This window comes from Desulfosporosinus acidiphilus SJ4, from assembly GCF_000255115.2.
In the GTDB taxonomy this organism is placed as follows: Bacteria; Bacillota; Desulfitobacteriia; order Desulfitobacteriales; family Desulfitobacteriaceae; genus Desulfosporosinus; species Desulfosporosinus acidiphilus.
Genome location: NC_018068.1, coordinates 1879110 through 1894711, shown reverse-complemented (window position 1 = coordinate 1894711; position 15602 = coordinate 1879110). Strand labels below are relative to the sequence as shown.

Here is a 15602-nt window from a genome sequence, read left to right as displayed (position 1 = left end):
ATGCAACCCCAAATTTTTAGGTTTGGCCGATTACCTCAATTTTGCGGACTCCGCTGATATTTCCCAGTCCGTTCAAAAGATTTTCGGGGGTATCGTCCATCCCGGCTGTTTCTAAGGAAATTGAGACATTGGCAATGCCTTGGAGAGGTATCCCTTGGTTAATCGTTAAGACATTGCCCTTTATTGAGGCAATAAAATTCAGGACATGGGAAAGAATCCCAGCTTTATTTTCCAAAATCAGAGAAATTGTTAAGATCTTTTCGCGGCTGGCCTCATAAAACGGGAACACGCCGTCTTTATATTTATAGTAGGCGCTGCGGCTTAAACCTACCCGTTCAACTGCATCATTGATCGTATAGGCCTCTCCTTTAACAAGGAGCTCCTTAGCTTTTGCGGTCTTTAAAATAGCCTCCGGCAATATGTCTTTACTGACTATTAAGAAATCGTTAGACTTACCAACCACCCAATCTCACCTATCTCTGCAATCATTCAGTATGCCCAGAATTATTATAAGCTAGTTTGTACAAGTTTGGCAAGAATCAGAACTTATTAACACTCCATCTAAAACTTTGGCACCTAACCCTTTAGGTAATACAGTTACCGGATTCATGTCCAGGCTTAAAAGAGTGTCCTCCGCTTCCACGGCTAATTGGCTGACACCGAGCAGTATTTCCGTTAAAGCTTCCTTATCGACTGCTCCCCTTCCTCTTACACCGTTTAACAGAGCCGCCCCTTTGATCTCATTGAGCATATTCTCTGCATCTTCACGGCTTAAGGGGACTGGTTTTAATATGAAATCTTTAAGTACTTCGACGAAAATACCGCCCAGTCCAAACATAATCTGAGTTCCCAGGACAGGATCTCTTTGCAAACCAATGATGACCTCGACTCCCGGCGTGACTTGCTCTTGTATTAAAATACCATTAATTTTTGCCTGCGGGTTATAGGCCTTGCCTCTCTCTATGATTTCCTGAAACTTTGCTCTTACTTCCTGAGGAGAACTAATATTGACAGCAACGCCGCCCGCTTCGGTTTTGTGCAGTATGTCCGGAGAATCTATTTTCATAACCACAGGGTAGCCAAATTTCTCGGCAATACCTACCGCTTCTTCCGCAGTCACAGCCACATATTCTTTAGTAACCGGAAGTCCGTATAATTCTAACAATTCTTTAGTAGCGTGTTCACTCAGTGCCTGAGAACTTTTCCTTAAAACCGTTTGAATTTGGCTCTTTCGAAGAGGATCTATCTTATCAATGGCCGGCAATTTCCAATTCTTTTGGAAATTAGCATAATGGTATAAGGCTCCAATGGCTTTCACTGCTCTGGCCGGTGAATGATACAAAGGAACACCGGCCTTTTTAAGGACCTCAAACCCTGGTTTAGCAACTTGACCGACGCTCCAACTGACAACTAAAGGCTTATCGGTTCCTAAAGCGGCTTCGGCTATATCCCGGCCAATTTTCTCAGCTATTTGCCCAGTAGCCATGGTAATGGCAACAATCAGCATATCCAGTTCGTCAGAAGCTAACAGGATTCTTAAACATTTTTTAAATTCTTCTCCCTGATTTAGGGATTGAGCAGTTACATCCACTGGATTTTGGGCGCAGCCAAATGAAGGGATGACCTTTTGTACTTCTTTCTGTAAAGAAGCACTTAATTCCGGCACTTGCAATCCTATCTCTTCGGAACGATCAGCCAGCAAGATCCCTACGCCTCCCGACATGGTGACAATTCCCACCCTTGGTCCATGCGGAAGCTTCCCCGGCAGAAAGGCTTGGGCTAGGTCTATGATATCCTCACTGTCACGGGCTTGAATTATTCCCATTTTTTCAAAGTAGCTTTTATAGGCTCCCCCAGAGCCGGTTAAGGCAGCTGTATGAGTAGCGGCAGCTTTTTGGCCGCTGGCTGAATTCCCAACCTTTAAAGCAATGATTGGCTTTCCCGCCTCAGCGGCTTTTTCTGCAGTCTTACGAAACGATTCCCCGTCTCTTAAGCCTTCAAGGTAAGTGAGAACTACTTTCGTATCCGGGCTTTCTACAACATACGTTAACCCTTCCCCAGCCGTTACATCTGCTTCATTGCCCGTTGTAACAACATAATTCACACCGACTCCGGCTTCCTGCAATAAATTAAAGAGCATAAAACCAACAGCTCCGCTTTGCGAGACTAAGGCGACCGGACCTGTTTTTATATGATCCACTTCCATCGAGCCACTGAAAGAGGCAATTAATCCTGTGGAAACATTCAGGATACCTAAACAATTGGGACCGATGACCCGCATGTTATATTCTTTGGCGATCTGAAGTATTTCTTCTTGAACTTTCTTACCTTCCTGGCCCATTTCAGCAAATCCTGAGGAGAAAATGACGGCTCTTTTTACTCCCTTGCCACCGCAGTCTCTTAAAATCCCCGGCACTCTTGCTGCTGCAACAGCAATAAGGGCTAAATCGACTTGCTCAGTAATATCTCCTATTGAAGGATAACAAGGTAAACCGACAATTTCTTTATATTTAGGATTAATAGGATAAATTTGGCCCCCAAACTGGTGTTTCAAAAGATATTTAAGAATTTTACCGTTAATTGTGGTAAAATCCTGGCTGGCCCCAAAAATAGCAACACCCGTTGGCTCCATGAAATAATGCATGTTTCTCCCCCTCTCATGGTCTTTCCCAGTTAGGTCCAGCTATTTGATCATTGTTGCTATCTCCCTGACATTTTAAAATTTGATAAATCAATAGGAACCTTTAGGAACATTTACTTCTTTACTTTTTCTGCACTATTTTGGCGTCATGACTACCCTTCGGATCTTTAATCTTCTGTAACTTACGTACCACCGTTGATTGATTAACACCCAAAGCCTCTGCCGCTTTAACTGTCGTTCCGTGCAACTCCATAGCTAAGGTTACAAGTTGTTGTTCCAAATCATCGATTGCTTCCTTCAGGGGAACCACGTCGCTCACCGTGACTGCCCGAAGGTTTTTCTCTTTTTCATAAAGTACCGTCTTAACCTCTTTCCCGGAAATCGTTTTTCCCTGAGCGGTAACTACCAATCTTTCCAGAACATTCGCCATTTCCCGAACGTTTCCCGGCCAAGAGTAATTCAAAAGCTGCTGAATTCCCTCCGGGGCAATGGCCTTTTCCAGATCATGACGTTTCTTGTTTCGTTCTAAGTAATACGTAATCAAAGGAATAAGGTCTTCCTTTCGTTCTCTTAAGGGCGGAACGTTGATTGGGACAACATTGAGGCTAAAATAGAGATCTTCACGAAACAGCCCTTTTTCCACTAGCTCGATTAAGGGGCGATGGGTGCCGGCTACAATTCGAAGATCAGCCACTGCTTCATTCCCATCAGAAGTCTGAAGCACTTTATCCTGGAGAACCCTTAACAGTCTTCCTTGCAGGTTTAAAGGTATTTTTTCTATATCTTCAAGGTATAAACTTCCATGGTTGGCTAACTCCAATAATCCAATTTTCCCTTTGATCCCGCTGCCCAACGCAATTCCTTGACCAAACATTTCTGTCTCTAACAACTGGTAGGGAAGCGAACCGCAGTTTAACTTATAAAAGGGGCCTTGCTTGCGTTTGCTCTGAAAATGAATCATCTTGGCGATTTCTTCTTTGCCTGCTCCCGGTTCACCTACCAAAACAACAGGAGTATCCACTTTACTGACTCTCGCTGCCAGATCAAGAACATTTTTCATAATGACTGAGCAGGCCCTTACATTTGAACTTGTTTCCTCGTGATTTTTCATTTGAGCAATCTCAGCCTGATACTTTTCTGAAAGCTGCTTACTCTCCTCTAAAGCTTCTCGTAAATAAACCAATTCGCTCATATCACGGATGTTGATAACAACTTTAACGATTTCTCCCTCGTCATCAAATACCGGATTACCCGTGATAACCAGGGAATGCTCGGCAGCAGATCTTTCCAAGATACTGACTAACCCACCCTGTTTCTTAACCAAATGAATAATATTCTTGCGAAAAACGCCGTTGTCCACGAGTTCCTTAAAAGCCTTCCCAACTAGATCTTCCCAAGAAACTTCTAATATTCGGCCTACTGCGGGGTTGCAGCGCAAAATTTCACTTTGCCGGTCACAGATAATAATGCCATCGTACGAACTGGCTATGGTTGTCCTAAGTTCTTCATTTAATTGTTTCACGGTTCTTAGTTCCTGCAGTACTTTTTCTATCTCCGAAACATCTTGAAAAACTCCTACCGCACCAACAACTTCCCCGTCTCTAACAATAGGAGTACGATTTGAAATATATTGGCGCCGGCCCACCTGGAACTTCGTCCCGAAATCCGGTATCCCGGAGCGGACAACGTCCAGGAGACCCGAAGGAATTATCACATCCGTTAAATATCTCCCAACGGCTTCTTCTTTTGTAGCTCGAGCCGGTCTTTCGGCTGCAGGATTCAAAGACGTTATGATACCCTGTTTATTGATAGCAATGATTCCGTTATGAGCTGAGTCAAAAACTGCTTCAAGCTCCTGCCGGCGCAATTCAATCTGTTGAAAATAGGCGCGTCCCAAAGAATACTTGGTGACGACACCGGTAATTTCGTCTAAGTTATTTAATACAGGGTAAATATCAAAAGGCAAATCCCATACTTCTTCCAAGAGAGCTTCTTCCTTTAACGGCAGGAAACGTGTGGTAAGGTAGTCGGCGGCCTTATGCACTGGATTAAAGGATGCCAAACTCTTTTCAAAGATCATTTCTTTTGTAACCATACCCAGCAGATGACCCTGTTCATTAAGCAAGGGCAAACCTGATACCTGTTTTTCCTGCATTAAGATCAGAGCATCCCCGATGGTATGATAGCTGTATAAACTTACAGAAAGTCGTGTCATGACTTGGCCGACGCGCAACACGTTGTATCCTCCCTACTACTAGCGATTTGGCTGATATCCTAATTCAATGTTGGCTATAATCTGCATATGAATATTGGAAGTGCCCTCCAGGGTTTCAAACTGCTTGGCATCCCGCAGCCAGCGGCCGCAGGGATATTCTGTGGAATAACCGTAGGAGCCATAGATTTTCATGGCCGTATTAGCGGCGTGAACTGCTGCCATACTGCTGAAGAGCTTGGCCATTGACGTTTCCTGTTGGTTTGGCAGTTTGTTTTCTTTAAGCCAGGCAGCATGATAGACCAAATATTTAGCCGCTTCATCTTCTAATTTCATTTCAGCGATCTGTTGTTGGATCATTTGATGTTTGCCAATTGGTTTGCCGAATTGCGAACGTTCGTTGGCATATTGGACAGCTCCTTCGAGGCAAGCCGCCGAAAGCGCTGCCGCACCCGTTGCGCAGCCCATCCGAGTATTGTTTAACATCCACATACAAATCTGAAACCCTTTGTTCCGCGGTCCCAAAAGGTTTTCTTTAGGAATCTCAGCATTTTCGAATACTAACTCAGAAGTTGGCGCCGGCCACATGCCGACTTTTTTAAGAATCGGAATTCTGGTAATACCGGGAGTATTGTTATAGTCAACGATAAAACAAGAGATGCCTTTACTGCCCAGACCTTTTTCCGTGACAGCATAGACAAGCCCCACATCACAGGTGTGTCCCCCCGAGATCCACATTTTAGTTCCGTTCAAGAGCCAATGGTCGCCCTTATCTTCTGCATAAGTTTTCATACTGCTCACATCTGAGCCGGTGTTTGCTTCCGTCATGGCGAAGCTCCCCACGAACTTACCGCTGACTAGTCCGGGAATATATCTTTGTTTTTGCTCTTCTGTACCCCATTGATTGATAGTCATAGCAGGACCCCAAACATTGCCGCTGATACTCAATCTCCAGGAAGTATGAACTTTGGCAATTTCATATAATGCCGTTACGGCTTCCATCCAGCCCATGCCATTTCCGCCATATTCTTCAGGAATACTCCAGCCCAGCAAACCCAATTCGCCCATTTTAGTTAAAATCTCGCGGCGATAATAATGATTTTCTTCATCTTCTTCAACATAAGGAGCAATCTCCTTTTCGGCAAAGCTGCGAGCCATATCTTGAACCATTTTTTGATCTTCGGTCAACCCATAGTCCATTTTCTTCCTCCTCCTGCAAAAATCCGGATCAAAGACCTTTAAAATCAGGTCTTCGCTTATCTTTTATGGCGGCTAATCCTTCTCGATGGTCCTCCATTTCAGTAACTATGGCCATCTGCGAAGAAATGAGATCTAAGGCCGTCCGCAAATCATTAGTACGTTGAGCCGAATAAACCGCTCTTTTAATCATCTGTACACAGACGGGCGGGGAACCGGCAATCTTCTGAGCCAATTCTAGTGTTGATTTTTCCAACTCTGTTCCTGGGACAACTTTATTAACGAGACCAATTTTTTCTGCTTCAGCCGCAGTGATGAACTCCCCAGTCCACAAAAGTTCTAACGCTTTGGCGACTCCTACCAAACGAGGCAGGTAGAAAGCTCCGCCATCTCCAGGAACTAAGCCAACTTTTACATATCCCGCCGAAAGCCGGGCGTCTTCAGCAGCTACCCGAATATCGCACATTAAGGCCATATCAAGACCGGCACCTACAGCCATACCGTTTATTCCGCAAATAACCGGTTTATCCATCCTTTCAAGCGTCAGGGCAATTTTATGGATATGGTCTGTCAGCGACCTTTTTCGGTCAATGGCTTTATCACCCCAAGACTCTCCTTCAGAATCGCATCCTATAAATCCCTTTCCCGCCAACATTGCTTTTATATCGCCGCCGGCACAAAAGGCCTTGCCCCTGGCCGTTACCACAACGACTCTTATCGTTTGATCCTCTTGAGCATCTTGCAAGGCTTCTGCCCATCTGCGAATCATAGGCATGGAAAAGGCATTATAGTTTTCCGGCCTATTCAAAATAATCCGGGCTAAATAACCGTCTTTCTGATAGAGTAAATGGTTCTCCGCTTCCTTTTCCGAGTTATCTTGTTTCCGCTCGTAAAATTCCTTGTTTTCCATGAGATTCATCCCCTTACGTTTGAACTATCTTATTTTTCGCCAGATCTGTGACCCTCAAAAAATTCCCTTCTAAGGGGAAACTAAATCACTCTATTCACACCCCCGTCTATTATGCATTTGCGCATATTTCTAGTCTTCCCCACATTAGCCTTTGAACAGCTTCTTCTGAATTCTTAAGTCAATTGCGACATTGCATTGTCATTGAATATATGGAATTCTTTCATATATTAGGCCTGAAATCCGATTACATGGTTTTACTTTATGACCATTATTGCACTCTTGCATAAATAATATTTCACCTGGCAATACAATATAACACTTTTCAGAAAATTACAATATATTTATGCATTTGTGCAATGAAAGTTTAGGGGCATGTCCTGTCCCCTGCTATAGCAAAAAAATAGGAACGTTAGGAAACCCTAAAGAGCGCGTCCCAACATTCCTTTATTATAAAACTATAATAATTACCAACTTATGCTAAATTGTTTGCCCTATGCTTAAGAAGTCCGTTTTGCCATTTATCTTTTAAATGATGATACAAATCAGACCGCCATTGCCGTCATTGACAATACGCTGCAAGGTATCTTGAAGTTTATGCTGAGCATTTTCCGGCATTTTATAAAGTTTGTTTTGGATTCCTTCCCTTACTAAATCATGTAAGGATTTACCGAAGATATTTGAACTCCACACCTTTTTAGGATCGCTTTCAAATTCATCAAGAATATATTTGACGAGTTCCTCGGCTTGTTTCTCGGTGCCGATTAAAGGGGTAATTTCTGTGGTAACGTCAGCCCTGATGATATGGAGTGAAGGGGCGCTGGCTTTAAGCTTAATACCATAATGTCCCCCTTGTTTAACAAGTTCAGGTTCTTCTAAGAACATTTCCTCTAATTGGGGAGTCACAACCCCGTAACCATTGACACGGACCTCTTCGATGGCCACGGACATTTTATCCCATTCTCTCTTAGCCTTACTGTAATCCTGAACAATGCGCAGCAAAGAGTGATCTCCTTCAATCTCCAGACCGGTTAACTCCTGCAGGACTGTTTTAAAGAGACCGTCAACAGCAGTTATTTCGATGTTGGCAACGCCGGTACCCAAATTCATTTCTTTCAGCAGAACGTCTTGGGCATACTGGCATTCCGTCAGATCATCCAAGGCTTGATCAATATCCCGCAAACGCCGCACATCTTCAATAGCTTTTCGAACAGTATCTTCGAAAGCAGCCCGTACCTCATGGGTCGTCTCAAGTTCTTCAACCCACTTAGGCAGATCGATGTTCACCTCAGCCACAGGGAACTCGTAGAGAACTTCTTCGAGTATTTGGGTGATATCGTCTTGATTCATATCCAGGCAATTTACCGGAAGAACAGGAATGCTGTACTTTTCTTCCAGATCACGGCATAATTCCATCGTATTGTCAGAATACGGTCGAGTCGTATTCAGGAGCACAACAAACGGCTTGCCAAGCTGACGCAGCTCGTATATTACTCTTTCCTCCGCATCTAAATAGGCCTCCCTAGGAAGGTCGGTAATGGAACCATCCGTTGTAATCACAATGCCAATAGTGGCATGGTCAGTGATCACTTTGCGTGTGCCCAATTCAGCTGCCTCTTGAAAAGACATAGGTTCGTCACTCCAAGAGGTTTTCATCATCCGCGGTTCTTCACCATCTTCTGTTTCATAACCAATGGCGCCCTCAACGCCGTAGCCAACACAATCAACCAGGCGTACATTCATATGGATTGAGTCTTTAACCACAATTTCCACAGACTCTGAGGGAATAAATTTAGGTTCTGTCGTCGTAATCATTCGACCTGTCCCGCTTTGTGGAAGCTCATCTTTGGCCCGTTCCCGCTCGAAGGCATCTTGAATGTTGGGTAAGACCAGGAGGTCCATGAAACGTTTGATGAAGGTGGACTTACCTGTGCGGACTGGCCCGACGACACCGAGGTAAATATCGCCCCCCGTACGTTCTGCGATATCCCTGAAAATGTCTAGTTTTTCCATTAGAAATTTCCCTCCCTTTTGAGTGCTGTCCCAAAAACTGGGGAAGGGCCACCACCTTATCTCCCCTTCCACCTCCCTGTAACTCGTGGATACCCATGACTGGACTAGCACATTAAGCAATATAATTATATTGATGGTTTTCCGAAAATATGACAGTACAAAAAACACGGGGAAGGATTTTTATCCTTCCCCGTGTTTAAAACATAGTTATCAGCTATTTAAACCAGCTCATTTCTACAGCTTCCTCCAATTCATGCCGCTTCCCGCGCATCATCAAATCGGTAACGGCAATTTTAGGATCTGTGCCCTCAAATAAAACCTTGTAGGCTTGCTGCGTAATAGGCATCGAAATTTTCATTTCCTGACTGAGTTCATAGGCGACTCGCGTATTTCGCACGCCCTCAACAACCATGCCTACCTCCTTGAGGACAAGATCCAAAGGCTTTCCTTGTCCAAGAGCAACCCCAGCTCTTCGGTTGCGGCTATGTTGGCTGGTACAGGTTACGATGAGGTCTCCAACACCGGACAACCCGGCGAAGGTTAAGGGATGCCCGCCCATGGCTACGCCCAAACGAGCAATTTCAGCCAAGCCTCGGGTCATCAGGGCAGCTTTTGTATTGTCTCCAAAGCCTAAACCCTCGGCAATCCCCGTACATAAAGCGATAACATTCTTTAAAGCACCCCCAAGTTCCACGCCGATAACATCCGGATTTGTGTACACCCTGAATTTAGGGGTCATCATAAGATCCTGAACTTTTTCTGCGGTGTCAACATCTGAAGCTACCACAACAGTTGTCGGAATATCCCTGCCCACTTCTTCGGCATGGCTGGGGCCCGATAACACGGCAATAGCCTGATCGGCAAGTTCTTGTTTCAAAACTTCCGAAAGGCGATAGTGAGTTCCTTCTTCCAAACCCTTAGCTGTATTGACAACAATGCCCCCCGGTCTTAGGTTGGGTTTTATCTGCCGGGCGGCTTCTCGTACATTATGTGACGGAACACTTAGAATCACCAGATCAGCATTCAGTTCTGAAACATCTGTAGCAGGCATGAGCCCTGATGGTAAAACAACTCCCGGCAAATAGCGCACATTTTCACGGAGCTTGTTCATTTGGGCCATCTCATCGGCCTTACGCCCGATTAAAGAGACTTGATGACCCGCTTTGGTCAAGAGAACCGCTAAAGCACTCCCCCAGCTTCCGGCTCCAAAAACAGCCACTTTTGACATAACCTACCCCCTTACTCGAGATTCGAGGTTCGATACGCGAGGTACGATTAGCAATATTCCTACCTGGCCTCGTTTTCCCAGAAACTATATAATTTTGGTTTAACCTTCACAAGATTGTAGAATTTCTCGGGCTTTAGCCGATATATTCGAACGGTAACAATTTAATACCTTGCTAAATTGACACCACGTTTATTTTCGAACCAACTCATATTTGATTCTAATTCAATTCTTCCATGTTCCGATTCATTTCTTCATGGTTCCAATTCAGCTCTTCTTTTTGCCAAATTTATTTTCAGTCCCATTGAGAAGCCGTTTAATATTGGAACGGTGAAGGAATATTACCGTCGATGCTCCGACTAAGCCAAAAATCCGATAGGCTAACGGTTCGCGAAAAAGGAATACAGATATGACAACCGTAAAGGCGGCTATGATCGATCCCAAGGAAACATAGCGTGTTGCCCAGACAATGACAATAAACAACCCCACAGCCAACAACATAATCTTGGGCATCAGGACTGTTATAATTCCAAACCCTGCCGCTACCCCTTTGCCGCTGGGCCGAAATCCAAAGAAGGGATTCCAGCTGTGGCCCGCCATAGCTAATAATCCTCCCGCGATGCCGCCCCAGGCTCCAAAAAAGCTATAACCCAAACCAGCCGATAGGGCCCCTTTCATAAAATCTCCCAGCAGTACTGCAATCCCCAATTTCACCCCCAAGAGACGAAAGGCATTAGTAGTGCCGACATTCCCGCTGCCATGATGCCGAACGTCAATTCCTTTGAGAAGACCCGCGAAATAGGCGAAAGGAATTGCTCCTAGAAAATACGCCAAGATAAATATCGCGTAGCGCAGCATGACTTACTCCTTCTCTTCATCTTTTTGGCGAACAACAATTCGGATGGGTGTACCTTCAAATCCGAAGTGTTTCCGCATCTGATTCTCTAAATAACGCTTATAAGAAAAATGCATCAATTCCGGATCATTGACAAAAATCACAAAGGTCGGCGGTTTCACACCGGCCTGGGTGAGGTAGAGAACCTTTAACCTCCGTCCTTTGTCTGTCGGAGGAGGATTAAGATGGAGCCATTCCCGCATCAAGGTATTCAAGGTTGCAGTGGTCACGCGGGTAGAATTTTGTTCCACGACAAAATCTACGAGCTCCAATATTTTATGCACGCGCTGTCCGGTTTTTGCTGAAATAAACATCGTCGGAGCATACTGCAAAAAGCCTAGTTCTTCTCGGATCGTTTTTTCAAATTTATTAATCGTCTTCTCATCTTTTTCGACAAGGTCCCATTTATTCACGACGATCACGATAGCTTTGCCCGCATCATGAGCATATCCCGCTATTTTCTTATCTTGTTCGGTAACGCCCTCCGTAGCATCGAGAAGCATTAAAATCACGTCGGAACGGTCAACGGCATGCAGTGAGCGTACAACACTGTATTGTTCTGTTAATTCTTCGATTCGTCCCTTGCGGCGCATACCCGCAGTATCAATAAGAATATAGTTTTTTCCCTCAAATTCAAAGGGAGTATCGATAGCATCCCGGGTTGTTCCGGGAATGTTGCTGACAATGACTCGTTCTTTTCCCAGCATGGTATTAACTAACGATGACTTTCCGACATTGGGGCGTCCAATGACCGAAATGCGAATAATGTCCGGATCATTGTCCTCACCATCGTTTTCCGGTAAATTGGAAACCACCATATCTAATAAATCACCCATGTTCATGCCATGAACGGCCGAAATGGGAATGGGTTCGCCCAGACCCAACGTTAAAAAGTCATAAAGTTGTCCTTCAGCCTTCTCGAAATTTTCAACTTTATTGGCTGCCAATAATACCGGTTTACCGGAACGCCGCAAGGTACGGGCAATGAGATCGTCATCCGGCGTAGGCGCTAATTGGGCATCAACTACAAAAATTACTACATCTGCCTCTTCCATGGCGATTTCCGCTTGCCTGCGCATTTGAGCCGCAATCGGGGTTCCTTCGGCTTTAAACTCAATCCCCCCGGTGTCGATTAAGGCAAACTTGCGTCCCAGCCACTCGGCATCACGGTAAAGACGATCCCTTGTGACTCCAGGCTTATTTTCTACAATGGCTACCAAGCCACCGGCTATACGGTTAAAAAGCGTTGATTTACCAACATTTGGTCGTCCGACAATTGCTACCACAGGTTTACTCAAAGTATTCCACCCCCAACGAAAATCCAATCACTTGTTCTAAAAAAGCCACCCCATGATTCCTTACAATTATCGCACAGCCGTTAACCTTTTCTTCCAGCCAGTGAACGCTGTAGTCATCGAGGAAGATCGGTTCGTCTGCCTTCAGCATCACCTGAGGTATCAGAAAGTCATCTCCCGCCAAATCACCCAGTTGCTGAGCAATATCTTGGGCTGTCAATAATCCGGCTACCGTAACGGATGTCCCGAAAAAGTCATTGCGGATGGCATGTACGGTAAGCGTCAAACCGCCCACCTGCTCCATTAATTTCTTGGACCACTTCTCAAAGAAACCCTGGGCGGATGTCCCAGTGACAAGATGCACATGTCGGTTTGCAATCATTTTGGGCAAGTGCGGCCAGCCCATCTCAAGTTCCGAGATAAACTTCCGAGCCATGCCTACCCCGTTTTCCAACTGCGGGAAATCATCGTAAACTGAAGTTTCAGGAAACTCCCGACCTGCAAGAACATAAAACTCATCGGCAAAATAAACCAAATGCTCTCCGATTCGCTGGAAATAATCCTGCTGCCATCGTTCAGCCTGATCTAATAAATGAGCTGCTTCCGCGGGAGTAAATCCACGCAAGGACGCTAAATGCTCCCGATAACGTGTCAATCCCACAGGTACCACGGCAATCGACTGCACAGCCGAGTATCGTTCCCCCAGCTTCATAATCGTCTCCGCCAAGACCTCACCGTCGTTCTGCCCTGGAACTAAAACAATTTGGGCATGAATCGCAATGCCAGCGTCTGTTAAGCGTTGTATCTGCTCCGGAAGTTTGCCCGCCAGGGGATTTTTCATCAACTTGACGCGTATTTCCGGATTCCAAGCATGAACAGAAACATAAAGAGGACCAAGATGATACCTTATAATCCTATTGATTTCTTCCTCACTCAAATTGGAAAGAGTTATAAAACTCCCTTGGGTCATAGAGAGACGATAATCATCATCTTTATCGTATAGTGAAGCCCGCATTCCTTTCGGCATTTGAGCAACAAAGCAAAATGAACAATTATTACGGCAGAACTTAGTTCCCTCAGAACTAATGGTTTCAACTTCTAAACCTAAAAATTCCCCAGGATCTTTCTCAATGGTTAATTCCCATTGTTCGCCATTCTTTTTTTCAACAAGTAAGGTGAATTCTTCTTCGGCGATACCATACTGAAAGTCAATAATATCTGTCAGCTCTTCTTCATTGACCGCCAAGACACGATCACCGACTTCAATTTCCATTTCTTCGGCGATACTGCCTGGGGTAACTCCCGCAACTACGAGACCTTTTGTCAAAAATTCCATCCTCCTAAGCAATCCAGAGCGGGCATATAGCCCAGTCTTCATTGCCTATCAGTATACTATATTTAGATTGGACATGCTACTTAAGATCTTGATCATTAGCAGAATCAAAAACCGGCAAGGCCTTAGCTTCTTGGTAATAGGTCCTCCAACCCAGCCGCAGTCCCGCCCATACTGTTAAGAAAATAACTCCGAAATTCCAAATAAATGGGTCAGGTAAATCCACGTGTCTGAGAATTCCTTCATAGACAACTCGTTCAAACCCCTGATTCAACAAAACGCTCCCGATTAAGGCCAGTGCGGTTCCCCAGTAAGATTTGGCAGTCAACCAGGCTACTGAAGCCAGGGCCAATGCAAAAATCAAGGAACTAAAGGGTAACACCCCGGGATCATTGACTTGAAACAAGATTTCCACACCTAGTGCAAAGCTTGTGAGGATCAAAGGCCAAAATTTGCGCCGGGTACGTTTCCAGGCATAGCCGCCGACAAAAAGCATGACTGCCATGCGGGCGTAATGATAATGCCAAACGCTCTCTGAAGCAAGGACTACCTCAAATAGTTTTCCCAAAAGCCAAACCTTCGCTAATTTCAGGAAAAACCAGCGAGAAATCCGCTTTTCAATAAAGGTCACCAGAGTTATAAAAAAGATAATCCATTCACCATAAGGAAAATTCAAAGAAACTCCTCCTCTGTCGGGAAACCATAGTTCTATTATTCCCGATCAGAAGGAGTTTACACTGAGGCCTTCGACAAGTCATGAGAGTTGCTTTGAGATTTCCGGCAATAACGGGTTACGTTTAAAATCAAGCCCAGTTCAATTAGAGTGATGACCAAGGAACTCCCGCCATAGGAGATCAAAGGCAGAGTGATTCCGGTAACCGGTAAAACGCCCGTTACCACCGATAAGTTAATCGCCGTCTGAATGGCTAAGGAAGAAGTTAAACCGAAACCTAAGAGGCGTCCAAATCGATCCGGGCATTCCCGAATGACATAAAAGGCTCGGGCATACAAAGCTACAAAAAGAGCAATTAAAAAGAAGGTCCCCCACAGCCCCAATTCTTCTCCAACCATGGCAAAAATCATATCCGTGTGGTTCTCTGGCAGAAACCCATATTTCTGTAAACTCCTCCCTAAACCAACTCCGAACAAACCTCCTGAGCCAAAAGCAATTTCAGCATTTGTAATTTGATAGCCGATATCACTGGCATATTTCCAAGGATCAAGCCAAACTAAAATTCGCTGCCATTGGTAACCGTGAATAAAATACATAAGAGGAACTCCAAAGGCCGGAACGGCAGCTGCAAACCACCATGTCGGAATTTCAGTCTGCAATAACATAACCGCGCTTGTCAAAGCTAAAACCATAGCAGTACCAAGGTCCGGCTGTTTGTAAACGAGGGCTAAGATTACTCCTGTAAGCGGCAAGAGTATCCCTAAGGGAACACGCCAGTCTTTTCCTTTTTTAATCGGATATCGATCAAGGATATGGGCATAAAAAAGAACAAGGGTTAATTTGGTAATTTCTGAAGGCTGAATTTTGATACCGGCAAATTGTATCCAGCGGGCAGAACCCTTGGCCGCAATCCCGGCTCCTGTGAAAATGACGGCGATGAGCAGCAGCACACTCACTAAAACTCCCAACCCGGCGAAGCGCCGCCAGAAGGAATAAGGCAATTTGATGACAACAACTGCCAGGGCACAGCCTATACAAACCCATTTAAGTTGCTGAAGAACATAAAAGTAGGAATTTTGTGTGGAATTAAATCCCAGGACAGCCCCGGCACTTAATACCATAATGAGCCCGAAAGCGAGAAGAGCAAGTGTTAAAAACAAAATAGGAAAATCAATGGGCGAAATTGGCAGACGTTTGGCCAGCATAATCAC

12 protein-coding genes are annotated in these 15602 nt (G+C 44.9%); all 12 read right to left on the bottom strand.

Annotation, left to right across the window (positions count from 1 at the left end):
- Positions 1-16: 16 nt before the first annotated feature.
- The gene (locus DESACI_RS08730; protein ID WP_014826826.1) at positions 17-463 is read right to left on the bottom strand and encodes an ACT domain-containing protein; all 447 of its coding nucleotides are present in this window, start codon (positions 461-463) and stop codon (positions 17-19) included.
- A gap of 51 nt (positions 464-514) precedes the next feature.
- Positions 515-2644, bottom strand: a complete 2130-nt coding sequence (locus DESACI_RS08725; protein WP_014826825.1) for an acetate--CoA ligase family protein — start codon at positions 2642-2644, stop codon at positions 515-517.
- A gap of 118 nt (positions 2645-2762) precedes the next feature.
- Positions 2763-4877 carry a sigma-54-dependent Fis family transcriptional regulator gene (locus DESACI_RS08720; protein ID WP_014826824.1) on the bottom strand — a complete coding sequence of 705 codons (2115 nt, stop codon included), beginning with the start codon at positions 4875-4877 and terminating at the stop codon, positions 2763-2765.
- Positions 4878-4895: 18 nt separating this feature from the next.
- Positions 4896-6053, bottom strand: coding sequence for an acyl-CoA dehydrogenase family protein (locus DESACI_RS08715; RefSeq protein ID WP_014826823.1), 1158 nt, complete (start codon positions 6051-6053; stop codon positions 4896-4898).
- A 28-nt stretch (positions 6054-6081) separates the two neighbouring features.
- Positions 6082-6960, bottom strand: coding sequence for an enoyl-CoA hydratase/isomerase family protein (locus tag DESACI_RS08710; RefSeq protein ID WP_014826822.1), 879 nt, complete (start codon positions 6958-6960; stop codon positions 6082-6084).
- Between the two features lie 525 nt (positions 6961-7485).
- Positions 7486-8970: a stage IV sporulation protein A gene (gene spoIVA / locus DESACI_RS08705; RefSeq protein ID WP_014826821.1), complete on the bottom strand. Its 1485-nt coding sequence runs from the start codon at positions 8968-8970 to the stop codon at positions 7486-7488.
- A 214-nt stretch (positions 8971-9184) separates the two neighbouring features.
- The gene (locus DESACI_RS08700) at positions 9185-10198 is read right to left on the bottom strand and encodes an NAD(P)H-dependent glycerol-3-phosphate dehydrogenase (RefSeq protein WP_014826820.1); all 1014 of its coding nucleotides are present in this window, start codon (positions 10196-10198) and stop codon (positions 9185-9187) included.
- Positions 10199-10462: 264 nt separating this feature from the next.
- Positions 10463-11053 carry a glycerol-3-phosphate 1-O-acyltransferase PlsY gene (gene plsY / locus DESACI_RS08695; RefSeq protein WP_014826819.1) on the bottom strand — a complete coding sequence of 197 codons (591 nt, stop codon included), beginning with the start codon at positions 11051-11053 and terminating at the stop codon, positions 10463-10465.
- Between the two features lie 3 nt (positions 11054-11056).
- A complete protein-coding gene (gene der, locus DESACI_RS08690; RefSeq protein ID WP_014826818.1) occupies positions 11057-12388 on the bottom strand; it encodes a ribosome biogenesis GTPase Der in 1332 nt (443 codons plus the stop codon).
- Positions 12381-13712, bottom strand: a complete 1332-nt coding sequence (locus tag DESACI_RS08685; protein WP_014826817.1) for a DUF512 domain-containing protein — start codon at positions 13710-13712, stop codon at positions 12381-12383. The genes der and DESACI_RS08685 overlap by 8 nt, the downstream gene beginning before the upstream one ends.
- 85 nt (positions 13713-13797) lie before the next feature.
- Entirely contained in the window at positions 13798-14394 is a 597-nt protein-coding gene (locus DESACI_RS08680) for a hypothetical protein (protein WP_014826816.1), read from the bottom strand.
- A gap of 56 nt (positions 14395-14450) precedes the next feature.
- A complete protein-coding gene (gene ftsW / locus DESACI_RS08675; RefSeq protein ID WP_014826815.1) occupies positions 14451-15596 on the bottom strand; it encodes a putative lipid II flippase FtsW in 1146 nt (381 codons plus the stop codon).
- Positions 15597-15602: the final 6 nt, after the last annotated feature.

Coding starts and splice junctions, on each gene's coding strand:
- DESACI_RS08725 (WP_014826825.1), bottom strand. CDS start 2,644: ATGCATTATTTCATGGAGCCAACGGGTGTTGCTATTTTTGGGGCCAGC.
- DESACI_RS08715 (WP_014826823.1), bottom strand. CDS start 6,053: ATGGACTATGGGTTGACCGAAGATCAAAAAATGGTTCAAGATATGGCT.
- DESACI_RS08710 (WP_014826822.1), bottom strand. CDS start 6,960: ATGGAAAACAAGGAATTTTACGAGCGGAAACAAGATAACTCGGAAAAG.
- spoIVA (WP_014826821.1), bottom strand. CDS start 8,970: ATGGAAAAACTAGACATTTTCAGGGATATCGCAGAACGTACGGGGGGC.
- DESACI_RS08700 (WP_014826820.1), bottom strand. CDS start 10,198: ATGTCAAAAGTGGCTGTTTTTGGAGCCGGAAGCTGGGGGAGTGCTTTA.
- plsY (WP_014826819.1), bottom strand. CDS start 11,053: ATGCTGCGCTACGCGATATTTATCTTGGCGTATTTTCTAGGAGCAATT.
- ftsW (WP_014826815.1), bottom strand. CDS start 15,596: ATGCTGGCCAAACGTCTGCCAATTTCGCCCATTGATTTTCCTATTTTG.